At 71.3% G+C, this 16,764-nt stretch carries 13 protein-coding genes; 5 read left to right on the top strand and 8 right to left on the bottom strand.

The features are described 5' to 3' along the window. Positions 1 to 68: 68 nt before the first annotated feature. A complete protein-coding gene (locus tag JAO81_RS23185) occupies positions 69 to 485 on the bottom strand; it encodes a GNAT family N-acetyltransferase (protein WP_199549841.1) in 417 nt (138 codons plus the stop codon). Beyond that, on the bottom strand, positions 482 to 1,204 hold the full coding sequence (locus JAO81_RS23180; protein ID WP_199549840.1) for a TetR/AcrR family transcriptional regulator: 723 nt from the start codon (positions 1,202 to 1,204) through the stop codon (positions 482 to 484). Before JAO81_RS23180 ends, JAO81_RS23185 begins: the two co-directional genes overlap by 4 nt. 100 nt (positions 1,205 to 1,304) lie before the next feature. On the opposite strand from JAO81_RS23180, the gene JAO81_RS23175 reads away from it, so the two are divergent. After that, complete coding sequence (locus JAO81_RS23175) at positions 1,305 to 2,696, top strand: MFS transporter (protein WP_199549839.1); 1,392 nt, start codon at positions 1,305 to 1,307, stop codon at positions 2,694 to 2,696. 111 nt (positions 2,697 to 2,807) lie between these two features. Continuing rightward, positions 2,808 to 6,527, top strand: coding sequence for an ABC transporter ATP-binding protein (locus tag JAO81_RS23170; protein ID WP_307813577.1), 3,720 nt, complete (start codon positions 2,808 to 2,810; stop codon positions 6,525 to 6,527). 14 nt (positions 6,528 to 6,541) lie between these two features. Here JAO81_RS23170 and JAO81_RS23165 read toward each other — a convergent pair whose 3' ends face one another. Then, positions 6,542 to 7,135, bottom strand: coding sequence for a hypothetical protein (locus JAO81_RS23165; protein WP_233415798.1), 594 nt, complete (start codon positions 7,133 to 7,135; stop codon positions 6,542 to 6,544). 139 nt (positions 7,136 to 7,274) lie between these two features. On the opposite strand from JAO81_RS23165, the gene JAO81_RS23160 reads away from it, so the two are divergent. Further along, positions 7,275 to 7,679, top strand: a complete 405-nt coding sequence (locus tag JAO81_RS23160; protein WP_233415802.1) for a hypothetical protein — start codon at positions 7,275 to 7,277, stop codon at positions 7,677 to 7,679. Positions 7,680 to 7,811: 132 nt separating this feature from the next. After that, positions 7,812 to 9,230 (top strand): S28 family serine protease, encoded by a 1,419-nt coding sequence (locus tag JAO81_RS23155; protein WP_199549837.1) that lies wholly within the window; start codon positions 7,812 to 7,814, stop codon positions 9,228 to 9,230. A 121-nt stretch (positions 9,231 to 9,351) separates the two neighbouring features. On the opposite strand, the gene JAO81_RS23150 is transcribed toward JAO81_RS23155, so the two are convergent. The 4 genes from JAO81_RS23150 to JAO81_RS23135 form a co-directional block, all read right to left on the bottom strand. Further along, the gene (locus JAO81_RS23150; protein ID WP_233415797.1) at positions 9,352 to 9,966 is read right to left on the bottom strand and encodes a hypothetical protein; all 615 of its coding nucleotides are present in this window, start codon (positions 9,964 to 9,966) and stop codon (positions 9,352 to 9,354) included. 139 nt (positions 9,967 to 10,105) lie between these two features. Beyond that, positions 10,106 to 11,947, bottom strand: coding sequence for a glycoside hydrolase family 3 protein (locus tag JAO81_RS23145; RefSeq protein WP_307813575.1), 1,842 nt, complete (start codon positions 11,945 to 11,947; stop codon positions 10,106 to 10,108). Positions 11,948 to 12,383: 436 nt separating this feature from the next. Further along, entirely contained in the window at positions 12,384 to 13,184 is an 801-nt protein-coding gene (locus JAO81_RS23140) for a sugar phosphate isomerase/epimerase (RefSeq protein WP_199549836.1), read from the bottom strand. A gap of 209 nt (positions 13,185 to 13,393) precedes the next feature. Continuing rightward, a complete protein-coding gene (locus tag JAO81_RS23135; protein ID WP_199549835.1) occupies positions 13,394 to 14,335 on the bottom strand; it encodes a bifunctional helix-turn-helix transcriptional regulator/GNAT family N-acetyltransferase in 942 nt (313 codons plus the stop codon). 252 nt (positions 14,336 to 14,587) lie between these two features. On the opposite strand from JAO81_RS23135, the gene JAO81_RS23130 reads away from it, so the two are divergent. Further along, on the top strand, positions 14,588 to 15,157 hold the full coding sequence (locus JAO81_RS23130; RefSeq protein WP_199549834.1) for a GNAT family N-acetyltransferase: 570 nt from the start codon (positions 14,588 to 14,590) through the stop codon (positions 15,155 to 15,157). 237 nt (positions 15,158 to 15,394) lie between these two features. Here JAO81_RS23130 and JAO81_RS23125 read toward each other — a convergent pair whose 3' ends face one another. Further along, positions 15,395 to 16,435, bottom strand: a complete 1,041-nt coding sequence (locus tag JAO81_RS23125) for a LacI family DNA-binding transcriptional regulator (RefSeq protein ID WP_199549833.1) — start codon at positions 16,433 to 16,435, stop codon at positions 15,395 to 15,397. Positions 16,436 to 16,764: the final 329 nt, after the last annotated feature.

Genomic DNA, 16,764 nt, shown 5'->3' with positions numbered 1-16,764 from the left:
GCCCCGAGCCCCCCCGGGGGGCGGCCGGGGCCCCCCGCCCGCGCCCCCGGGCCCCCGGGCCCGGCCCGTCAGCCGATGGAGCGGGCCATGCCGATGGAGGCGGGCGCGGTGTCGGCGAAGCCGAACTTCCGGTACAGATACTGCGCGTCCCCGTCGGCGATGAGCGACACGTACGCGGTGGCCGGGGCACGGCGCTCGAGTTCGCCGACGAGGGCCTCCATGATGCGGCGGCCCAGACCGCGGCCCTGATGCTCGGGCAGGACGCAGATGTCGACGATCTGGAAGTGGCAGCCACCGTCGCCGATGACCCGCCCGGTGCCGATCGCGGCGCCCTCGTGCAGCACCGTGACCCCGTACCAGGTGTGCGCCAGGCCGATCGTCGCGGCCTCGGCCGACTTGGCGCTCAGGCCCGCGCCGGTGCGCAGACGGCGGTAGTCGTCCACCGAAGGGACGCCTGGGCGGACCTCGTAGGCGTCGTCGTTCACGAGGTCCTCCTGCTGTGCGTACCGGTGGGTTCGGGCTGGGGTGCGGCCGGGGTGGATCCGGGCCGGGGAGCGGCTGCTGCCTGAGGTGCGACTGCCGCCCGTGGTGCGGCTTCCGCCTGGGGTGCGGCCGCAGCCAGCACGATCCCGGTGATGAACCGCGGGGCCTGTTCCGGGTCGAGGCGGCCGCCGTTCACGTCGGCCGCGGCGCCTTTCAGTACGTGATGCAGAGCGTTGGACAGCCAGGCGGCCGGCAGGTCGTCGCGGAAGACGCCCTGCTCCTGCCCGCGCTCGATGAGCGCGAGGACGCGTCGCTCCGGCGCGGCGTGCAGATCGTGGATGCGCTGCGGTGAGAGCGTCGCCTGGGCCGCCTCGAGCACCCCGCTCGCCTGCGCGATCAGCATCCAGCTCGACTCGATCAGCCGGCGCAGCACCTCGCGCGGATCGCCTTCGGAGTCTGAATCTGATGCGTCGAGCCCGTCGAGCCCGTCGAGCGTCCCCTGTCCCCGCTCGATCACCCGGGCCAGCGCGGCTTCGACGACGGCCTCCCGCGAGGAGAAGTGGCCGTAGAGCGTGACCCGGCCCACCCCGGCGGCCTGTGCGATGTCGACCATGCTCGCGGCCGGCTTGCGGCCGAGACAGTCGATGGCGGCGTCGACGATCTTGTCCGCGTTCTGCCGGGCGTCGGCTCTGCGCGTTCCCGCTGCTCCTGTGCGAACCATCCGCATCGCTCCTCTTAACTCAAACAGCCATGTTCGAGTTATAGTACAGTCGATAACTCAAACAGTTGTGTTTGAGTTATCTGAAGGGGGCAGGCACGTCATGAGCGAACCGTTGTCTTCCGCACAGCCCACCCGCACACCCGACCCACGCCGCTGGAAGATCCTCGGCCTGGTCGGCGTCGCGCAACTGATGCTGATCCTCGACGTCACCGTCGTCGCCATCGCCCTGCCCCATATCGGGGCGGACCTGGGCCTCAGCCGTGAGGCGCTGACCTGGGTGGTGAGCGGCTACACCCTGGCGTTCGGGGGGCTGCTGCTGCTCGGCGGCCGGGCGGCGGACCTGTTCGGCGCCCGCCGGATGGTCCTGGCAGGGCTGCTGCTGTTCGCCGGCGCGTCCCTGCTTGCCGGCCTCGCCGCCAACGGCCCGATGCTGCTCGGCGGCCGCGTGGTGCAGGGCCTGGCCGCTGCGATCCTCTCGCCGGCGGCCCTGTCGCTTGTCGTCACGCTCTTCGACGGCGAGGAGCGCAACAAGGCCCTGGGCATCTGGTCTTCCCTGGGCGGCAGCGGCGCCGCACTGGGCGTACTCCTCGGCGGGCTCCTCACCGCCGGGCCCGGCTGGCCGTGGGTGTTCATCGTCAACGTCCCCGTGGGCGTGCTGCTGTTCTTCGCCCTGCGCGTCCACCTGCCGCCCGCCCAGCCCGCACCGGAGCGCGGCCGCCTCGACGTCCTGGGCGCGGCACTGGTCACCGCCGCCACCGGCACCCTGACCTATGCCCTGGTCCGCGCCGGCGACCAGGGCTGGGCCACCGCGGCGACGGCCGGCCTCGTGCTCGCGGCCGCGGTCCTGTACGCGCTCTTCGTCCTGCGCCAGCGCCGGGCGCGGACACCGCTGATGGACGTCACTCTGCTGATACGCCGCCCGGTGGCGACCGGCACCGTCCTGATCCTGGTGGCCACCGCCTTGATGATCATGGTGTTCTTCCTCGGCACGTTCTCCCTGCAGGACCACCGCGGCCACGGAGCGCTGGCCACCGGACTGCTCTTCCTGCCGGTGGCGGCGGCCACGATGGCGGGCGCCACCCTCGCGGGCCGGGTGATCGGACGGACCGGTCCCAAGGCGCTCGGCGCGGGCGGCCTGCTGCTCGCGGCCGCGGGCATGACCGTCCCTGTCCTGTGGGAGCCGACCGCCGCCCTGGTCGCCGGCATCTCCGTGGCCGCCGCGGGCACGGGAGTGGTCTTCGTCGTCGCCTCGGCCACGGCCCTGGGGCAGATCGCGCCGCACGAGGCCGGTCTCGCCTCGGGGATCCTGAGCACCTTCCACGAGTTCGGCGCCTCGCTCGGCGCCGCGGTGGTCTCCAGCATGGCCGCGGTGAGCATCACCGGAACGGACAGCGAGGGCTTCGACCGCGGCTTCGTCGCGGGCGCCGTAGCCGCGGCCGCGGCGGCCTTGCTGACCCTGGTCCTGACACCCCGCACACCGCGCTCGGCGTAAGGCGCCCGGGTGGCACTGCACCGGGCGTCCCACCCGGGCATGCCACCCGGGATGAAATCCGCCCCGACCCGCGTTGATCCCTCCGGCAGCAGACAACAGCGGGAGGCGTCAGTGGCGGCGGCACAGCAGGGGTGGGCCAGGAGGCTGACCGGGTACGCATGGCGCTACCCGAAGGACGTCATCCTGGCGCTGGGCTCCAGCCTCGGCGGCATGGCCGTCATGGCGGTCGTGCCGCTGATCACCAAGGTTGTCATCGACGACGTGATCGACAGCCATGAGCGGTCGCTCGGCACCTGGACAGGGCTGCTGATAGCGGCCGCTCTGGTCGTCTACGTCATGACGTACATCCGCCGCTACTACGGCGGCCGCCTCGCCCTCGACGTCCAGCACGATCTGCGCACCGACATGTACGGGGCGATCACCCGGCTCGACGGCCGCCGGCAGGACGAGCTGTCCACCGGCCAGGTCGTCGGCCGCGCCACCAGCGATCTGCAGCTGATCCAGGGCCTGCTCTTCATGCTGCCGATGACCATCGGCAACATCCTGCTGTTCCTGATGTCCCTGGCCATCATGGCCTGGCTCTCGCTGCCCCTGACCCTCGTCGCGCTCGCCGTCGCCCCCGCACTCTGGTTCATCGCCAAGCGCAGCAAGACCCGTCTGCACCCGGCCACCTGGTACGCCCAGGCTCAGGCCGCCGCCGTCGCGGGCGTCGTCGACGGCTCCGTCTCCGGCGTACGCGTCGTCAAGGGCTTCGGCCAGGAGGACCAGGAGACCGGCAAGCTCAGGGAGGTCGGACGGCGCCTGTTCGCGGGCCGGCTCAGGACCATCAAGCTGAACTCCCGCTACACCCCGGCGCTCCAGTCCGTCCCGGCCCTGGGCCAGGTCGCCATGCTCGCCCTCGGCGGCTGGCTGGCGGTGCGCGGCGAGATCACGCTCGGCACCTTCGTCGCGTTCTCGACCTATCTCGCCCAGCTCGTCGGCCCCGTCCGCATGCTCGCCATGGTCCTCACCGTCGGCCAGCAGGCGCGAGCCGGCGTCGAGCGCGTCCTCGAACTGATCGACACCGAGCCCGTCATCGAGGACGGCACCAAGCAACTGCCCGCCGACGCCCCGGCGACTGTCGAGTTCGACGACGTCTCCTTCGCGTACGACGACGGCCGCCCGGTCCTCAAGAACTTCTCGCTCACCATCGCGCCCGGCGAGACCGTCGCCGTCGTCGGCTCGTCCGGCAGCGGCAAGTCCACCGTCTCGCTCCTGCTGCCCCGCTACTACGACGTCTCCCACGGCGCCGTACTCGTCGGCGGCCACGACGTACGCGAGCTGACGCTCGAATCGCTGCGGGCCGCGATCGGCCTGGTCCCGGAGGACTCCTTCCTCTTCTCCGACACCGTCCGCGCCAACATCGCGTACGGAGCCCCCGACGCCACCCAGGAGCAGATCGAGGCGGCCGCGCGAGCGGCGCAGGCCGAGCGCTTCATCGCCGACCTGCCCGAGGGCTACGACACCACGGTCGGCGAGCACGGCCTCACCCTCTCCGGCGGCCAGCGCCAGCGCCTCGCCCTCGCCCGCGCGATCCTCACCGACCCGCGCCTCCTCGTCCTGGACGACGCCACCTCCGCCGTGGACGCCCGCGTCGAGCACGAGATCCACGAGGCCCTCAAGCAGGTCATGGCCGGACGCACCACCCTGCTCATCGCCCACCGCCGCTCCACCCTCGGCCTCGCCGACCGCATCGCCGTCCTCGACGACGGCAGGCTCGCGGACATCGGCACCCACGAGGAGCTGGAGCGGCGTTCCGCGCTGTACCGCCGTCTCCTCACCGACCCGGACGAGCTGGGCGCCGTATCGCCCGGGCATGTCAGCACCCTGGTCAAGGCGCCGGAGGACACCTCCGTACGGGCTGAGCTCGACGCCGAGTTCGACGCCGAGCGCGGGATCACCCCGCAGCTGTGGGCCGGCGACCGCACCCCCAAGGACACCGCGCTCAGCGACACCCCCTCGACCCCCGAACTCCTCGCCCAGGTCGACGCCCTGCCCCCGGCCACCGACACCCCCGGGATCGACGAGGCCAGGGCGGTCGCCGCCGAGAAGTCGTACGGTCTGCGCCGGCTGCTCAGGGGCTTCGGCAAGCCGCTGCTCGTCGCCCTCGGCCTCGTCGCCATCGATGCGGGCATGGGCCTGCTGCTCCCCGTCCTCATCCGGCACGGCATCGACGAGGGCGTCACCCAGGCCGCACTCGGCGCCGTCTGGACCGCCGCGGGACTCGCGCTGATCGCCGTCATCGTGCAGTGGGCCGCGCAGACCGGGGAGATCCGCAAGACGGGCCGTACCGGTGAACGGGTCCTGTACTCACTGCGGTTGAAGATCTTCGCCCAGCTCCAGCGCCTCGGCCTCGACTACTACGAGCGCGAGCTGACCGGCCGCATCATGACCCGGATGACCACGGACGTGGACGCCCTGTCCACGTTCCTGCAGACCGGACTCGTCACGGCCTTCGTCTCCGTCGTCACCTTCTTTGGCATCATGGTCGCGCTGCTCGTGATCGACCTCCAGCTCGCGCTTGTGGTCTTCGCGACCCTGCCGGTCCTGGTCGTCGGCACGTACTTCTTCCGCAAGTCCAGCGTGAAGGCGTACGAACTCGCCCGTGAACGGGTCTCCGTGGTCAACGCCGACCTCCAGGAGTCTGTCTCGGGCCTGCGGATCGTCCAGGCCTTCCGCCGCGAGCGCTCCGGCGCCGAGCGGTTCGCCGAGCGCAGCCACAACTACCGCCAGGCCCGCATCAAGGGCCAGTGGCTGATCTCGGTCTACTTCCCGTTCGTCCAGTTCCTGTCCTCCGTGGCGGCCGCGGCCGTCCTGATCGTCGGCGCGCACCGGGTCGACGCGGGCACCCTCACCACCGGCGCCCTGGTCGCGTATCTGCTCTACATCGACCTGTTCTTCGCGCCCGTCCAGCAGCTCTCCCAGGTCTTCGACGGCTATCAGCAGGCGACCGTCTCGCTGGGCCGGATCCAGGAGCTCCTCCAGGAGCCGACCTCCACCAAGGCCGCCGACGAACCGCGTGAGGTCCTCTCGCTGCGCGGCGAGATCGCCTTCGAGGACGTCCACTTCGCGTACGGGGACGGGGAGGACGCGCTGCACCAGGTGGACCTGACGATCCCCGCCGGGCAGACCGTCGCGTTCGTCGGCGAGACCGGTGCCGGGAAGTCGACCCTGGTCAAGCTGGTCGCCCGCTTCTACGACCCGACCGGCGGCCGGGTCACCGTCGACGGCAGCGATCTGCGCGACCTCGACCTCACCTCGTACCGCCACCGGCTCGGTGTCGTACCGCAGGAGGCCTATCTGTTCGCCGGGACCGTGCGCGACGCCATCGCCTACGGACGGCCCGACGCCACCGACGCCCAGGTCGAGGCGGCCGCCCGCGCGGTCGGCGCGCACGAGATGATCGCGACGCTCGACGGCGGCTATCTGCACGAGGTCAGCGAACGCGGCCGCAATCTCTCCGCGGGCCAGCGCCAGCTGATCGCGCTCGCCCGGGCCGAACTGGTCGACCCGGACGTGCTGTTGCTCGACGAGGCCACCGCGGCCCTCGACCTCGCGACCGAGGCACAGGTCAACCAGGCCGCGGACCGTCTCGGCGCCAGCCGCACGACGCTCGTGGTCGCCCACCGTCTGACCACGGCGGCCCGCGCGGACCGGGTGATCGTGATGGACCACGGCCGGGTCGCCGAGGACGGCACGCACGACGAACTGCTCGCGCGGGACGGCCTGTACGCACGGCTGTGGCGCACCTTCATCGGCGAACCGGAAGCGGCGGTCAGCACCTCCCGCTGATCCGGCAGCGGCCGTCAGTACTTCTCGCTGATGTCGGAGATCTTCCCGCTCTCCAGCTCGGTGGTCACCTTCAGATAGGTGTACGTGCGGTCCTCGCCCTCACCCCAGGTCAGCCGGACCGTCGACCAGGTGGTGCCCATCCCGCTGCCCTCGGGGGTCACCCGCCAGGCGGTGGGGGAGTTCTGGGCGCGCAGCACCCCGTCCGCCTCGTTGCGCCGCTCCCAGTCGGCAAGGCGCTTCCGGGCGGCGGGGGTGAGATAGAAGGCGCGCAGAGCGGTGGCGGCCGCATCGGATCCCGGGTCGCTCGCCACGTCGACATACGCCGCGTAGAAGTGCGCGACGCGCGTGTACGGGGTCTCCGGATCGCCGCTCAACACCGGAGCGGGCGGCGGTTCCTGGGCCTTCGGCGCTTCGGCGCCCGTCTCCGGGGCATCGGCGGCCGCCTTGGGTGCGGCCCCCGCCGGCGCGTAGTCCATCGCGGAGACCGACGCCGGCACCGCGACGAGCCCGGCGAGCGTGAGGGCCACGATCAGAGCGCGGCCGGACCTGCCCGAAGCGGGACGTGAGGACGTACGTGAAGGAGTTGAAGGAGTACGCGTGTGGGTCATGGCTCTGCCTTTCGCGTCAGTCACAAGAGTGCCCCGAACACGTCAAAGTCCTCATGGAAGGAGACGCTTTCGGCCAGTCCCGGAACCACCCGGTGCCCCACCGGCGTCCGTACCTGCGTACGGTGCAGGGGTGGGAGGGATGCACGTGGCGGACGGGGCGATACGCAAGGCGCGCGCCGGACTCGTGCTGCTCGCCGTCGCCGTGCTGCTCACGCTGGTCGGACCGTTCTCCGGCGACGCCCACGCCGCGTCCCGCTGCGCGGGGCACAAGGTCGACACCCTGAGGTTCTCGACCGGATCCATCCACGTCTTCCGCGACGGCAACTTCCTGTGCGCCATGACGTACGCCAAGAACCCCGGCACCACCCGCACCATGAGTGTCAGCATCCAGGCGCGCGGCAGCCGGCCCGTGGCGAAGTCCGGCCGGTACAAGCAGTACGCAGGACCCGTACGCACCCACATCGGCACCCGCAAGGTCTGGATCAGGGGCTCGGTGGGCGGCGGCAAGTTCAGCGACGGCTGGTTCAAGTACCCCCGCCGGTGAGCCCGGTGATCGCCCCCGTTCCCGCCGCGATCTCCGTAAACCACCATGATGAGCGGTGAACTCCCCCTGGTGCACGGAAAGTTGCTGCACTAGGTTCCGGTGCTATCTGTGACCACAGGGGAGGGTACCTGCATGCGTAAGGCGCTCAGATGGCTGCTCACGCTCGTGGTGCTGATAGGCACCATGGCGGCGGGCACGGCCACGGCGACCGCTGCCGGCAAGCCGCAGACGACCGACATCCTGGAACGTCTGCTCGCGATCAAGGGCATGAGCCTGATCGAGGAGAAGCCCTACGCGGGCTACCGCTACTTCGTTCTCAACTACACCCAGCCCGTGGACCACCGCGACCCGTCCAAGGGCACCTTCAAGCAGCGGCTGACCCTGCTGCACAAGGACACCGCGCGTCCGACCGTCTTCCACACCTCCGGCTACGGGGTCTCCACCAACCCCGGCCGCAGCGAGCCGACGCGGATCATCGACGGCAACCAGGTCTCCATGGAGTACCGCTTCTTCACGCCGTCCCGTCCGCAGCCCGCCGACTGGTCCAAGCTGGACATCTGGCAGGCCGCCAGCGACCAGCACCGCATCTTCCAGGCGCTCGACGGTCTCTACCCGGGGCGCTGGCTGTCGACCGGCGGCTCCAAGGGCGGCATGACCGCCACGTACTACGAACGCTTCTACCCCAAGGACATGGACGGTGTCGTCGCCTATGTGGCGCCCAACGACGTCGTCAACCACGAGGACTCCGCGTACGACCGCTTCCTGTCGAAGGTCGGCACCCAGGAGTGCCGCGACAAGCTGAACAACATCCAGCGCGAGGCGCTCATCAGGCGCGGTCCGCTGGAGGCGAAGTACGCCGCGTACGCGAAGGACAACGACTACACCTTCAAGACCGTCGGCTCCCTCGACAAGGCGTACGAGGCCGTCGTCCTCGACTTCACCTGGGCGTTCTGGCAGTACAGCCTGCTCTCCGACTGCGCCTCGATCCCGGTCGCCGAGTCCGCGAGCGACGAGGAGATCTGGAACACGGTCGACGCGATCTCCGGCTTCTCCTTCTACACCGACCAGGGGCTCGCGCCGTACACGCCGTACTACTACCAGGCGGGCACCGAGCTGGGCTCCCCGGACATCGAGCAGCCGCATCTCAACGGCCTTTCGCGGTACGGCTACCAGCCGCCGCGGAACTTCGTGCCGCGGGACATCGAGATGAAGTTCAAGCCGTGGGTCATGCGGGACGTGGACAGCTGGGTGCGCAAGAACGCCACGCGCATGATGTACGTCTACGGCGAGAACGACCCGTGGGGAGCCGAGCGCTTCCGCCCGGGCAAGGGCACGCACGACAGCTATGTGTTCACCGCGCCGGGGGCCAACCACGGGGCGAACGTCGCGGGTCTGGACGCCGAGGACGAGGCGCTGGCCATCGCGCGCATCCTGGAGTGGGCCAATGTCGCGCCGGCTTCGGTGAAGGCCGATCCGGGCACGGCGAAGGCGCTCACCGCGTACGACGCCCGCCTGGCCGGGCGGCCGGGGCCGGGCGCGCGGGGGCCGTAGCGCCGGGTGCGGGGCGGGTGGGGCGCTTGGTGCCCCGCACCGGCCCGGCTCTGTGTCCGGCTCTCTGTGTCCGGCTCTCTGTGCCGGGCTCTGCGCCGGGCTCTCTGTGCCGGGTCGCCGCCTACGCAGGCACCGCGCAGCCGACCGGTTTGCTCCCGCCCAGCTGGACGTACAGCTCGGTGCTCCCCGGGCAGTTGTCGCGGCCGCGGACCGCCGAACGCACTTTGAACTCCGGCTCGTTCTCGCCCGACCCGTCGCACGCCGTCTCGCGGACCTCGCCCTTGCCGGCCGTGTAGACGCAGTCGCCGACGATGGTGCGCGGGCCGCCGCCTCCGCCCGGGTCGCCCGGATGCGGTGACTCCAGATTGCGCATGCACGCATAGCCCTTGGGCACGGATCCGTCGCCGTCCTCGTCGTAGGTGGACGACTCGCTGATGTGCAGCACGAAGTCCGTGGGCCCCGGGCAGGCCGGGCCCTCCGACTGCTTGCCGTCATAGCGCGCGATCACTCTCGCCTGTGCCTTCTCGCTGGTGCACGGCACCTCGGCGGAGCCCTTGCCGCGTGAGGCGCACTCGTCGACACCGAGGAAGACCAGGCCGTAGCCGGACGGAGACTTGGACGCGGATGTGTCGTTCAGACTGCCGCTCGCGCCGGGCGACTTCTGGCACCCCACCAGAGCCAGAACCCCCACCAGTAACGGCGCACACATCACCCGCGCGAATCGTGCTCTGCGCATGCTGAACCCCCCGAGACGTCCTCCCAGCGTGCGGCCTCGGGCGGGGCGCACGCCAGGTGTGCAGGGTGCTTTGCGTCAGTTGGGGGTGGCACGCCGGGTGGGCGGCGTACGCCGGGTACGCCGCACACCCGGTCTCCGGCTAGTACGACAGTCCGTAACCGATCGGATACAGCGTGGTGGCCGGATCGTCGGCGCGCTGGACGGGTACGGGCAGCCGGCCCACCGGATCCGCCTTCCCCGCGATCACCCGGGCCGCGGCCCGCAGTTCGGTGTCGGTCCAGGAGTACGCGGCGAGTACGGCCTTCGGCTCGGGCAGCCGCGCGACGTCGTACGGACGGTTCACGGAGACCGTCACCACCGGGACGCCGGTCGCCGCGAGCCGGCTGACCAGGGTGCGCTGGGTGCTGGTGGCCGAGACGTTCGAGGTGAGCACGACGGCCACGTCCTTGCCCGCGACGGCCGCCACCGCCTCGTCGATCTTCGCGGCCGTGGGCGCGGTCCCGGTCGGCAGGGTGCTCGCCGTGAAGCCGAGCTCGGTGAGGGCCTTGGTGAACACGGTGGTCGGCGGCCCCGTCGTACCGGACGGTGAGGCCGGATCGACGCCCAGGACAAGGACGTTCGGGGTGCTGCTCCTGGACAGCGGCAGCAGCTTGCCGGTGTTGACGAGCAGCGTGGTGGTCTCGTCGGCGATCTGCTCGGCCGCGCGCAGATGCTCGGGGATGCCGACGGTCCGGTCCACGTCGCGATCCGTGGTGTACGGGTCGCGGAACAGGCCCAGCTTCGCCTTGAGGCGCAGGACCCGCAGGATCGACTCGTCGAGCCGTTCCTCGGTCAGCTCGCCGCTGCGTACGGCGGCGAGCACCGCGTTCCAGGCGACTTCCAGCGAAGGCGGGTTGAGCAGCTGGTCGACGCCGGCCTTGAGGGCGAGCACCGGGACGCGGTCGTCCCCGTACTTGGTGCGCACGCCCTCCATGCCGAGGGAGTCGGTGACCACCACACCGTCGTAGCCGAGCTGTTCGCGCAGGACGCCGGTCATGATCGGGCGGGAGAGGGTGGCGGGGTCCTCGGCGGGGTCGAGGGCGGGGACCACGATATGGGCGGTCATGATCGAGTCGATGCCGGCCCGTATCGCCGCCTTGAACGGGGGCAGGTCGAGCCGCTCGAACTCCTCGCGGGTGTGGTGGATGTACGGCAGCGAGTAGTGGCTGTCGTCCTCGGTGTCACCGTGCCCGGGGAAGTGCTTCGAGGTGGCCGCGATATCGGCGCTCTGATACCCGTCGACCTGCGCGGCCACCATACGGGCGACCGCCTCGGGGTCGGCGCCGAAGGACCGTACGCCTATGACGATGTTGCCGGGGTTGACGTTGACGTCGGCGACCGGGGCGTAGTTCTGGCGGATGCCGAGCGCGGCGAGCTCGCGCCCCGCGATCCGGGCGGCGCGGCGGGCGTCGGAGCGCGAACCGTTCGCGCCGAGCGCCATCGCACCGGGCATCAGGGTGGCGGGCTTGCCCACGCGGCAGACGATGCCGTGCTCCTGGTCGGTGGAGATCAACAGGGGGATGGGGGAGTCCTGTCGGAGCGCGGCCTTCTGGATCCCGTTGGACAGGCCGGCTATCTGGTGCGGCTCCCGCACGTTGTGCGCCCAGCCGAAGTAGATGATCCCGCCGACGTGGTACTTCGCTATCAGCTCGGCGGCGTCACGGACGCCGAGCTGCGCGAGGTTGAGGTCGATATCGGCCTGGGCGGGGTCGGTGGCGGTCTCTCCGTAGACCCGGGAGACGAAGACCTGGCCGACCTTCTCCTCCAGGGACATCCGGCCGATGATCCGGCGCAGTTCACGGTCCTTGCTGTGAGCGGGCTGAGCGTGTGCGGGGGTGGCGCCGAGTGCGGCTGCCGCGGCGGCGGTGGCCGTGGCGGTCAGCAGCGTGCGTCTGGAGGTACGGAGCGGGCGTTGCTGCACGAGGCGCGGGCGTTGCTGCACGAGCACTCCCAACTGTCCGTGGATCTCCGGGAGTCGGGTCCCGGATCCCCTGGCATGCCGTGTGGCATGTCCTGGCTGAAGGAAACTTCCAGGGATCACGGATAGTCGGAAAATTTCTGCCGGTCAAGATGGTGGACCTCGCGGGCGGAACCCGTTGGGGCGTGGGTCCGTCCCATCCTCAGCTGCCGGAGAGTCACCGCGGTGCGCTGTCGGCCTCGCTGCTGGCTGCGAACGCTGACCACCCTCTCCAACGCACGCGGCCGGCAGCATGCCGTCACCGGCGCGCCCCCCTCCGTATGCGCCGGTGACGGCCCCTCTTCCTGGGGCTCTTTCCCGGGCTCTTCGTCGCTTTTCGTGGTCCTTTACGGGGAGTTCGGGCTTGGCCGTACGGGCGTCAGGTCCGGCCGTACGGGCGTCAGGCTCGGTCGTACGGGCGTCAGGCCGCGTCGTTGAGGAGCCGGCACAGGTGCTCGCGGCCCGCGGTGAGCAGGGTCGGCAGCTCCGCCGCGTGCGGATACCACCGCTTCTCGTACTCCCAGCACAGCCAGCCGTCCCACCCCTCTCGGCTGAGGACCTCCACGCACTCGGTGAGAGGCAGCACTCCCGCGCCGAGAGCGAGTGGAGTGGTGTCTTCGGCGGAGGCGATGTCCTTCACCTGGACGTAGCCGAGATACGGGGAGAGCGCGCCGAACGACGTACTGGGCTGCTCCCCGCCGAGCCAGGTGTGCATCACATCCCAGAGCGCGCCGGCGTTGCGGTGCCCGACGGCGCCGAGCACCCGGCTCACCGCCGTGGCCTCGCGGTGCGAGTCATGGGTCTCCAGGAGGATGCGTACGCCGAGATCGGCGGCTGTCTCCGCGGCGGCGCCGAGCCGTCGTGCGGCGGTCGCGTCCGCCTCGTCGGCGCTCTGCTCCGTACCGCCGCCGGGGAAGACCCGGATGAACGGGGCGCCGAGGTCGCGGGCGAGTTCGAGCAGGGCGCGGATCTCGGCGAGTACGGCGGTGTCGTCACCGGGCTCGGCCACGCGGGCGTAGCCGGCGAGCCCGAGGACCTCGATCCCGGCGTCCTTGAACTCGGCCACGACATCGGCCCGTTCGGTGATCCCGAGCCCGGTGTGCACGGGCTCCTCGGGGTGCACACGGAGCTCGATGCCCTGGTAGCCGTGGGTGGCGGCCAGCCAGAGGGTGTCGTGGACCGGGAGGGCCGGGATGCCGAGGGTGGAGAAGGCGAACTTCATGGGGTGCGCTCCTGGCGGTGGGGGTTGGTCGGAGTGGGCGGTGGGGTGGGGTGCGGTGGGATGGGGTGGGAGTCGGTCGGCGTGTGCGGTGCGGCGGTTGGCGTGTGCGGTGCGGTGGTCGGCGTGCGCGGTGCGGGTGGGGTGTGGCGGTCGGGTCGAGCCGGGGTGGGGGTCGGTCGAGCCGGGGGCGCGGTCGGGTCGGGGGTCGGTCAAGCCGGGGGCGCGTGGAGCGACAAGCGCCAGTCCTGCCCCACCAGATCCCGCCCGAACGACCGGTGCGGCTTCTCCGCGGTGAGCACGAACCCGTGCCGCAGATAGATACGCCGCGCCGCCTCCAGCACATCGTTGGTCCACAGCACCAGCTCCCGGTACCCCTGCTCCCGCGCGAAGCCGATCGTCGCCGCGACCAGCCGGTCCCCGATCCCGTGCCCCCGCGCGTCGGGTTCAACCAGGAGCAGCCGCAACCGCGCCGTACCGGGAGCGTCATCCCGTACGCACATCACCGAGCCGACCGGGATCCCGTCGAGATCCGCGATCCACACCCGCTCCAGATGGGGATCGTGATCCTCGGCGAAGTCGGCCACGATGCGCGCCACGAGCCCCTCGTAATCCGCGTTCCAGCCGTACTCGGCCGCGTACAGGGCCGCATTGCGCATCACCATCCAGCCGAGGTCGCCGGGACCGGGCTCGCGCAGCCGGACCTGGGCGGCCTTGGTGGGCCGTGCGTCGGACAGAACGGTCCGCACCGTGCGCATGGCCTCGGTCAGGCGCGGCCGTTCGGCGGCCGGCACCTTGCTGAGCAGCACGCCGACCGCCTCGCGCGACCGTTCCTCCTGCAGCTCCGACGCCTCCCGGCCTCGCGGAGTGAGCGTGATCCGCTGGCGGCGCGGATCGCGCGGCGAGGGCGCGCGCTCGACGAGGCCGTCCTTCTCGAACTTGGCGAGCAGCCGGCTCAAGTACCCGGCGTCGATGCCGAGTTCGGCCCGCAGGTCCGCCGCTTCGGGCTCCTCGCGGTGGGCCAGCTCGTACAGGACGCGGGACTCGGTCAGCGTGTACGGCAGATACAGATGACGGCTGTAGTCGAGCGCGCCGATCAGGTTCGTATAGAAGCGGTTGAAGGCCCGGATCTCGTGGATGAACTGCTGGGGCATGGCGCACCTCGGTACGTCGAGGAATACCTTTGACTCAGTCAAAGGTAGCGCTCGGGTAGGGCGTGCGGAACCGGTGTGCCGGGCCTGGGCTGCCGGCGCTGGTGCGATCCGGTGGACGGCGGCCGGTGTGCGATCGGGTGAACGGCGGCCGGTGTGCAATCCGGTGGACAGTGGCCGGTGTGCAATGCGGTGGACGGCGGCCGGTGTGCAATCCAGTGGACAGTGGCCGGGCGCCGGACGAACATCACCGTGATGAACGACGAACCCTTCACTGACCCCCGGCCCATCCGCTTCGTCGAGCTCAGCGCGAAGGCGCTGCGTGCGCTCGCCGACGGCGACCTCGCCGGCGGCAGCGCCGAGGCCGGGGTCGCGCTCGACGCGCACTTCGTCGGGGACCGGGCCCGAGCGATCTTCCGCCATCGCGCCGGCCAACTCGATACGGACCCGTCTGCCGCGCCCTGGACCGTGCGCGCGGTGGTGTCCGAACCGGACGGGGCCGTGGTCGGCGACGCCGGGTTTCATGGACCGCCGGACGACTCGGGGATGGTCGAGGTCGGCTACACCGTCGTGCCCGAGCACCGCCGCCGGGGATACGCCCGCGCCATCCTGAGGGCGCTGTTGAGGCGGGCAGCCGCCGAACCCGCCGTCCGGACCGTACGGGCCAGAGTCAGGTCCGACAACGCGGCCTCCCTGGCCACCCTCACCGGCTTCGGCTTCACACGGGTCGGTGAACAGGGCAATGAGCGCGACGGACTGGTGATCGTCTTCGAGGTCCCGGCGGATGCGGTGCGTACCTCGGGGCATGGTTCAACTGGCCCGTGATGTATCCGATCTTGCGCCGATGACCTCTCCGCTGCTCCCGGCCGGGCGGGCAGCTCTTCTGTGAGGTGCGGCGGCCCTCGTGTGAGGTGCGGTGGCGCTTGTGCGGGGCGCGGTTGCTGTCCTGCGAGGTGCGGTGGCCCTTGTGTGGGGCGCGGTTGCCGTCCTGCGAGGCGCGGTGGCCCTTCTGCGAGGTGCGGCGGCCCTCCTGCCAGGCGCGGTGGCCGGGCCTCCCTTTCCTCACTTCCGCGGCCGTGCGGTCGACCCCCGAACCATCAACTCGCCCGCGATCACGGACATCTTCCCCGGCGGCTCCGCCTCACGGCCCATCGCGATACGGCCGGCCCGGGCCCCCGCCTCGTACAGCGGGAGCCGGACCGTGGTGAGCGCGGGGACGACGTCCACGCTGAAGGGCAGATCGTCGAAGCCCGCCACCGAGACGTCCTCGGGGATGCGTAGCCCGGCCTCGCGCAGAGCGGCGCAGGCGCCGAGCGCGACGGTGTCGTTCGCGGCGACGATCGCGGTCAAGTCCGGGTCCTGGCGCAGGAGTTCCCGCGTGGCCTCGTAACCGGACCGCCGGTCATAGGGGCCGTGCACCGTCGCGCACTCGTCGACGCCCGCCCCCTTCAGCGCGTCACGGTGGCCTTCGAGGCGGTGCCGAGTGGTGGTGCGCTCCTCGGGTCCCGCGATGTAGCCGATACGGCGATGGCCGAGGTCGAGCAGATGCTCGGTGAGCCGCCGGCCGCCGCCCCGGTTGTCGAAGGCGAGGGCGATCGCGCCGGTGTCCTCCACTGGCGGGCGGCCGCACAGCACGATCCGGGTGCCGGCCTCGCCGAGCCGGCGCAGCTTTCCGGCCATCGCCTCGGCGTGCACGGGGTTCTCGACCGCGCCGCCCGTGATCACCACGGCGGCGGCGCGCTGGCGCTGGAGCAGGGTGAGGTACGTGAGCTCGCGCTCGGAGGAGCCGCCCGTGTTGCAGACCACCGCGAGCCGCTCGCCGCCGGCCCGTCCGCCGGGTCCGCCGATCTCGGACTGCACGGCGCCGGCCATGATGCCGAAGAACGGGTCGGCGATGTCGTTCACCAGGATTCCGACGAGGTCGGAGGTGGCGGCGGCGAGGGCGCTCGCGGGTCCGTTGAGCACATAGTCCAGCTCGTCCACGGCGCGCAGAACGCGCTCGCGGGTGGTCGCGGCGACCGGGTAATTCCCGTTCAGGACACGGGAGACGGTCGCGGGGGAGACCTGGGCGCGGGCCGCCACATCCGCCAAAGTCACGGTCATCTGGTCCTCCGGGGCACCGGGAGCTGGTGGTCGTTCGCCGCTCGGTAGCCGGCGGTCCGGGCGCGATGGTGGTCGACCCACCGCACCGCTGCCCTAAGTGATACCGGCTGCACGCCCACCATGGAGCCGCTTTCCGGCCACGAGATGACTACGACCTGGGCCTCCATGGTGGCAGAGGGGGTGGTGGGGGTGGGCGCGGGCTGTGCGGGCTGGGTGGGGGTGCGGGCTGTGCGGGGTGGCTGGGGTGTGGGTCTGGAGGGCGGGGTGGCTGGGGCACGGGCTGTGCCGGGTGGTTGGGGTGTGGGTCTGAGGGCGGGGTAGCTGGGGGT

Origin of the sequence: Streptomyces sp. N35, assembly GCF_016464295.1 — a bacterium.
In the GTDB taxonomy this organism is placed as follows: Bacteria; Actinomycetota; Actinomycetes; order Streptomycetales; family Streptomycetaceae; genus Streptomyces.
This window is presented reverse-complemented; position numbering and strand designations above follow the sequence as displayed.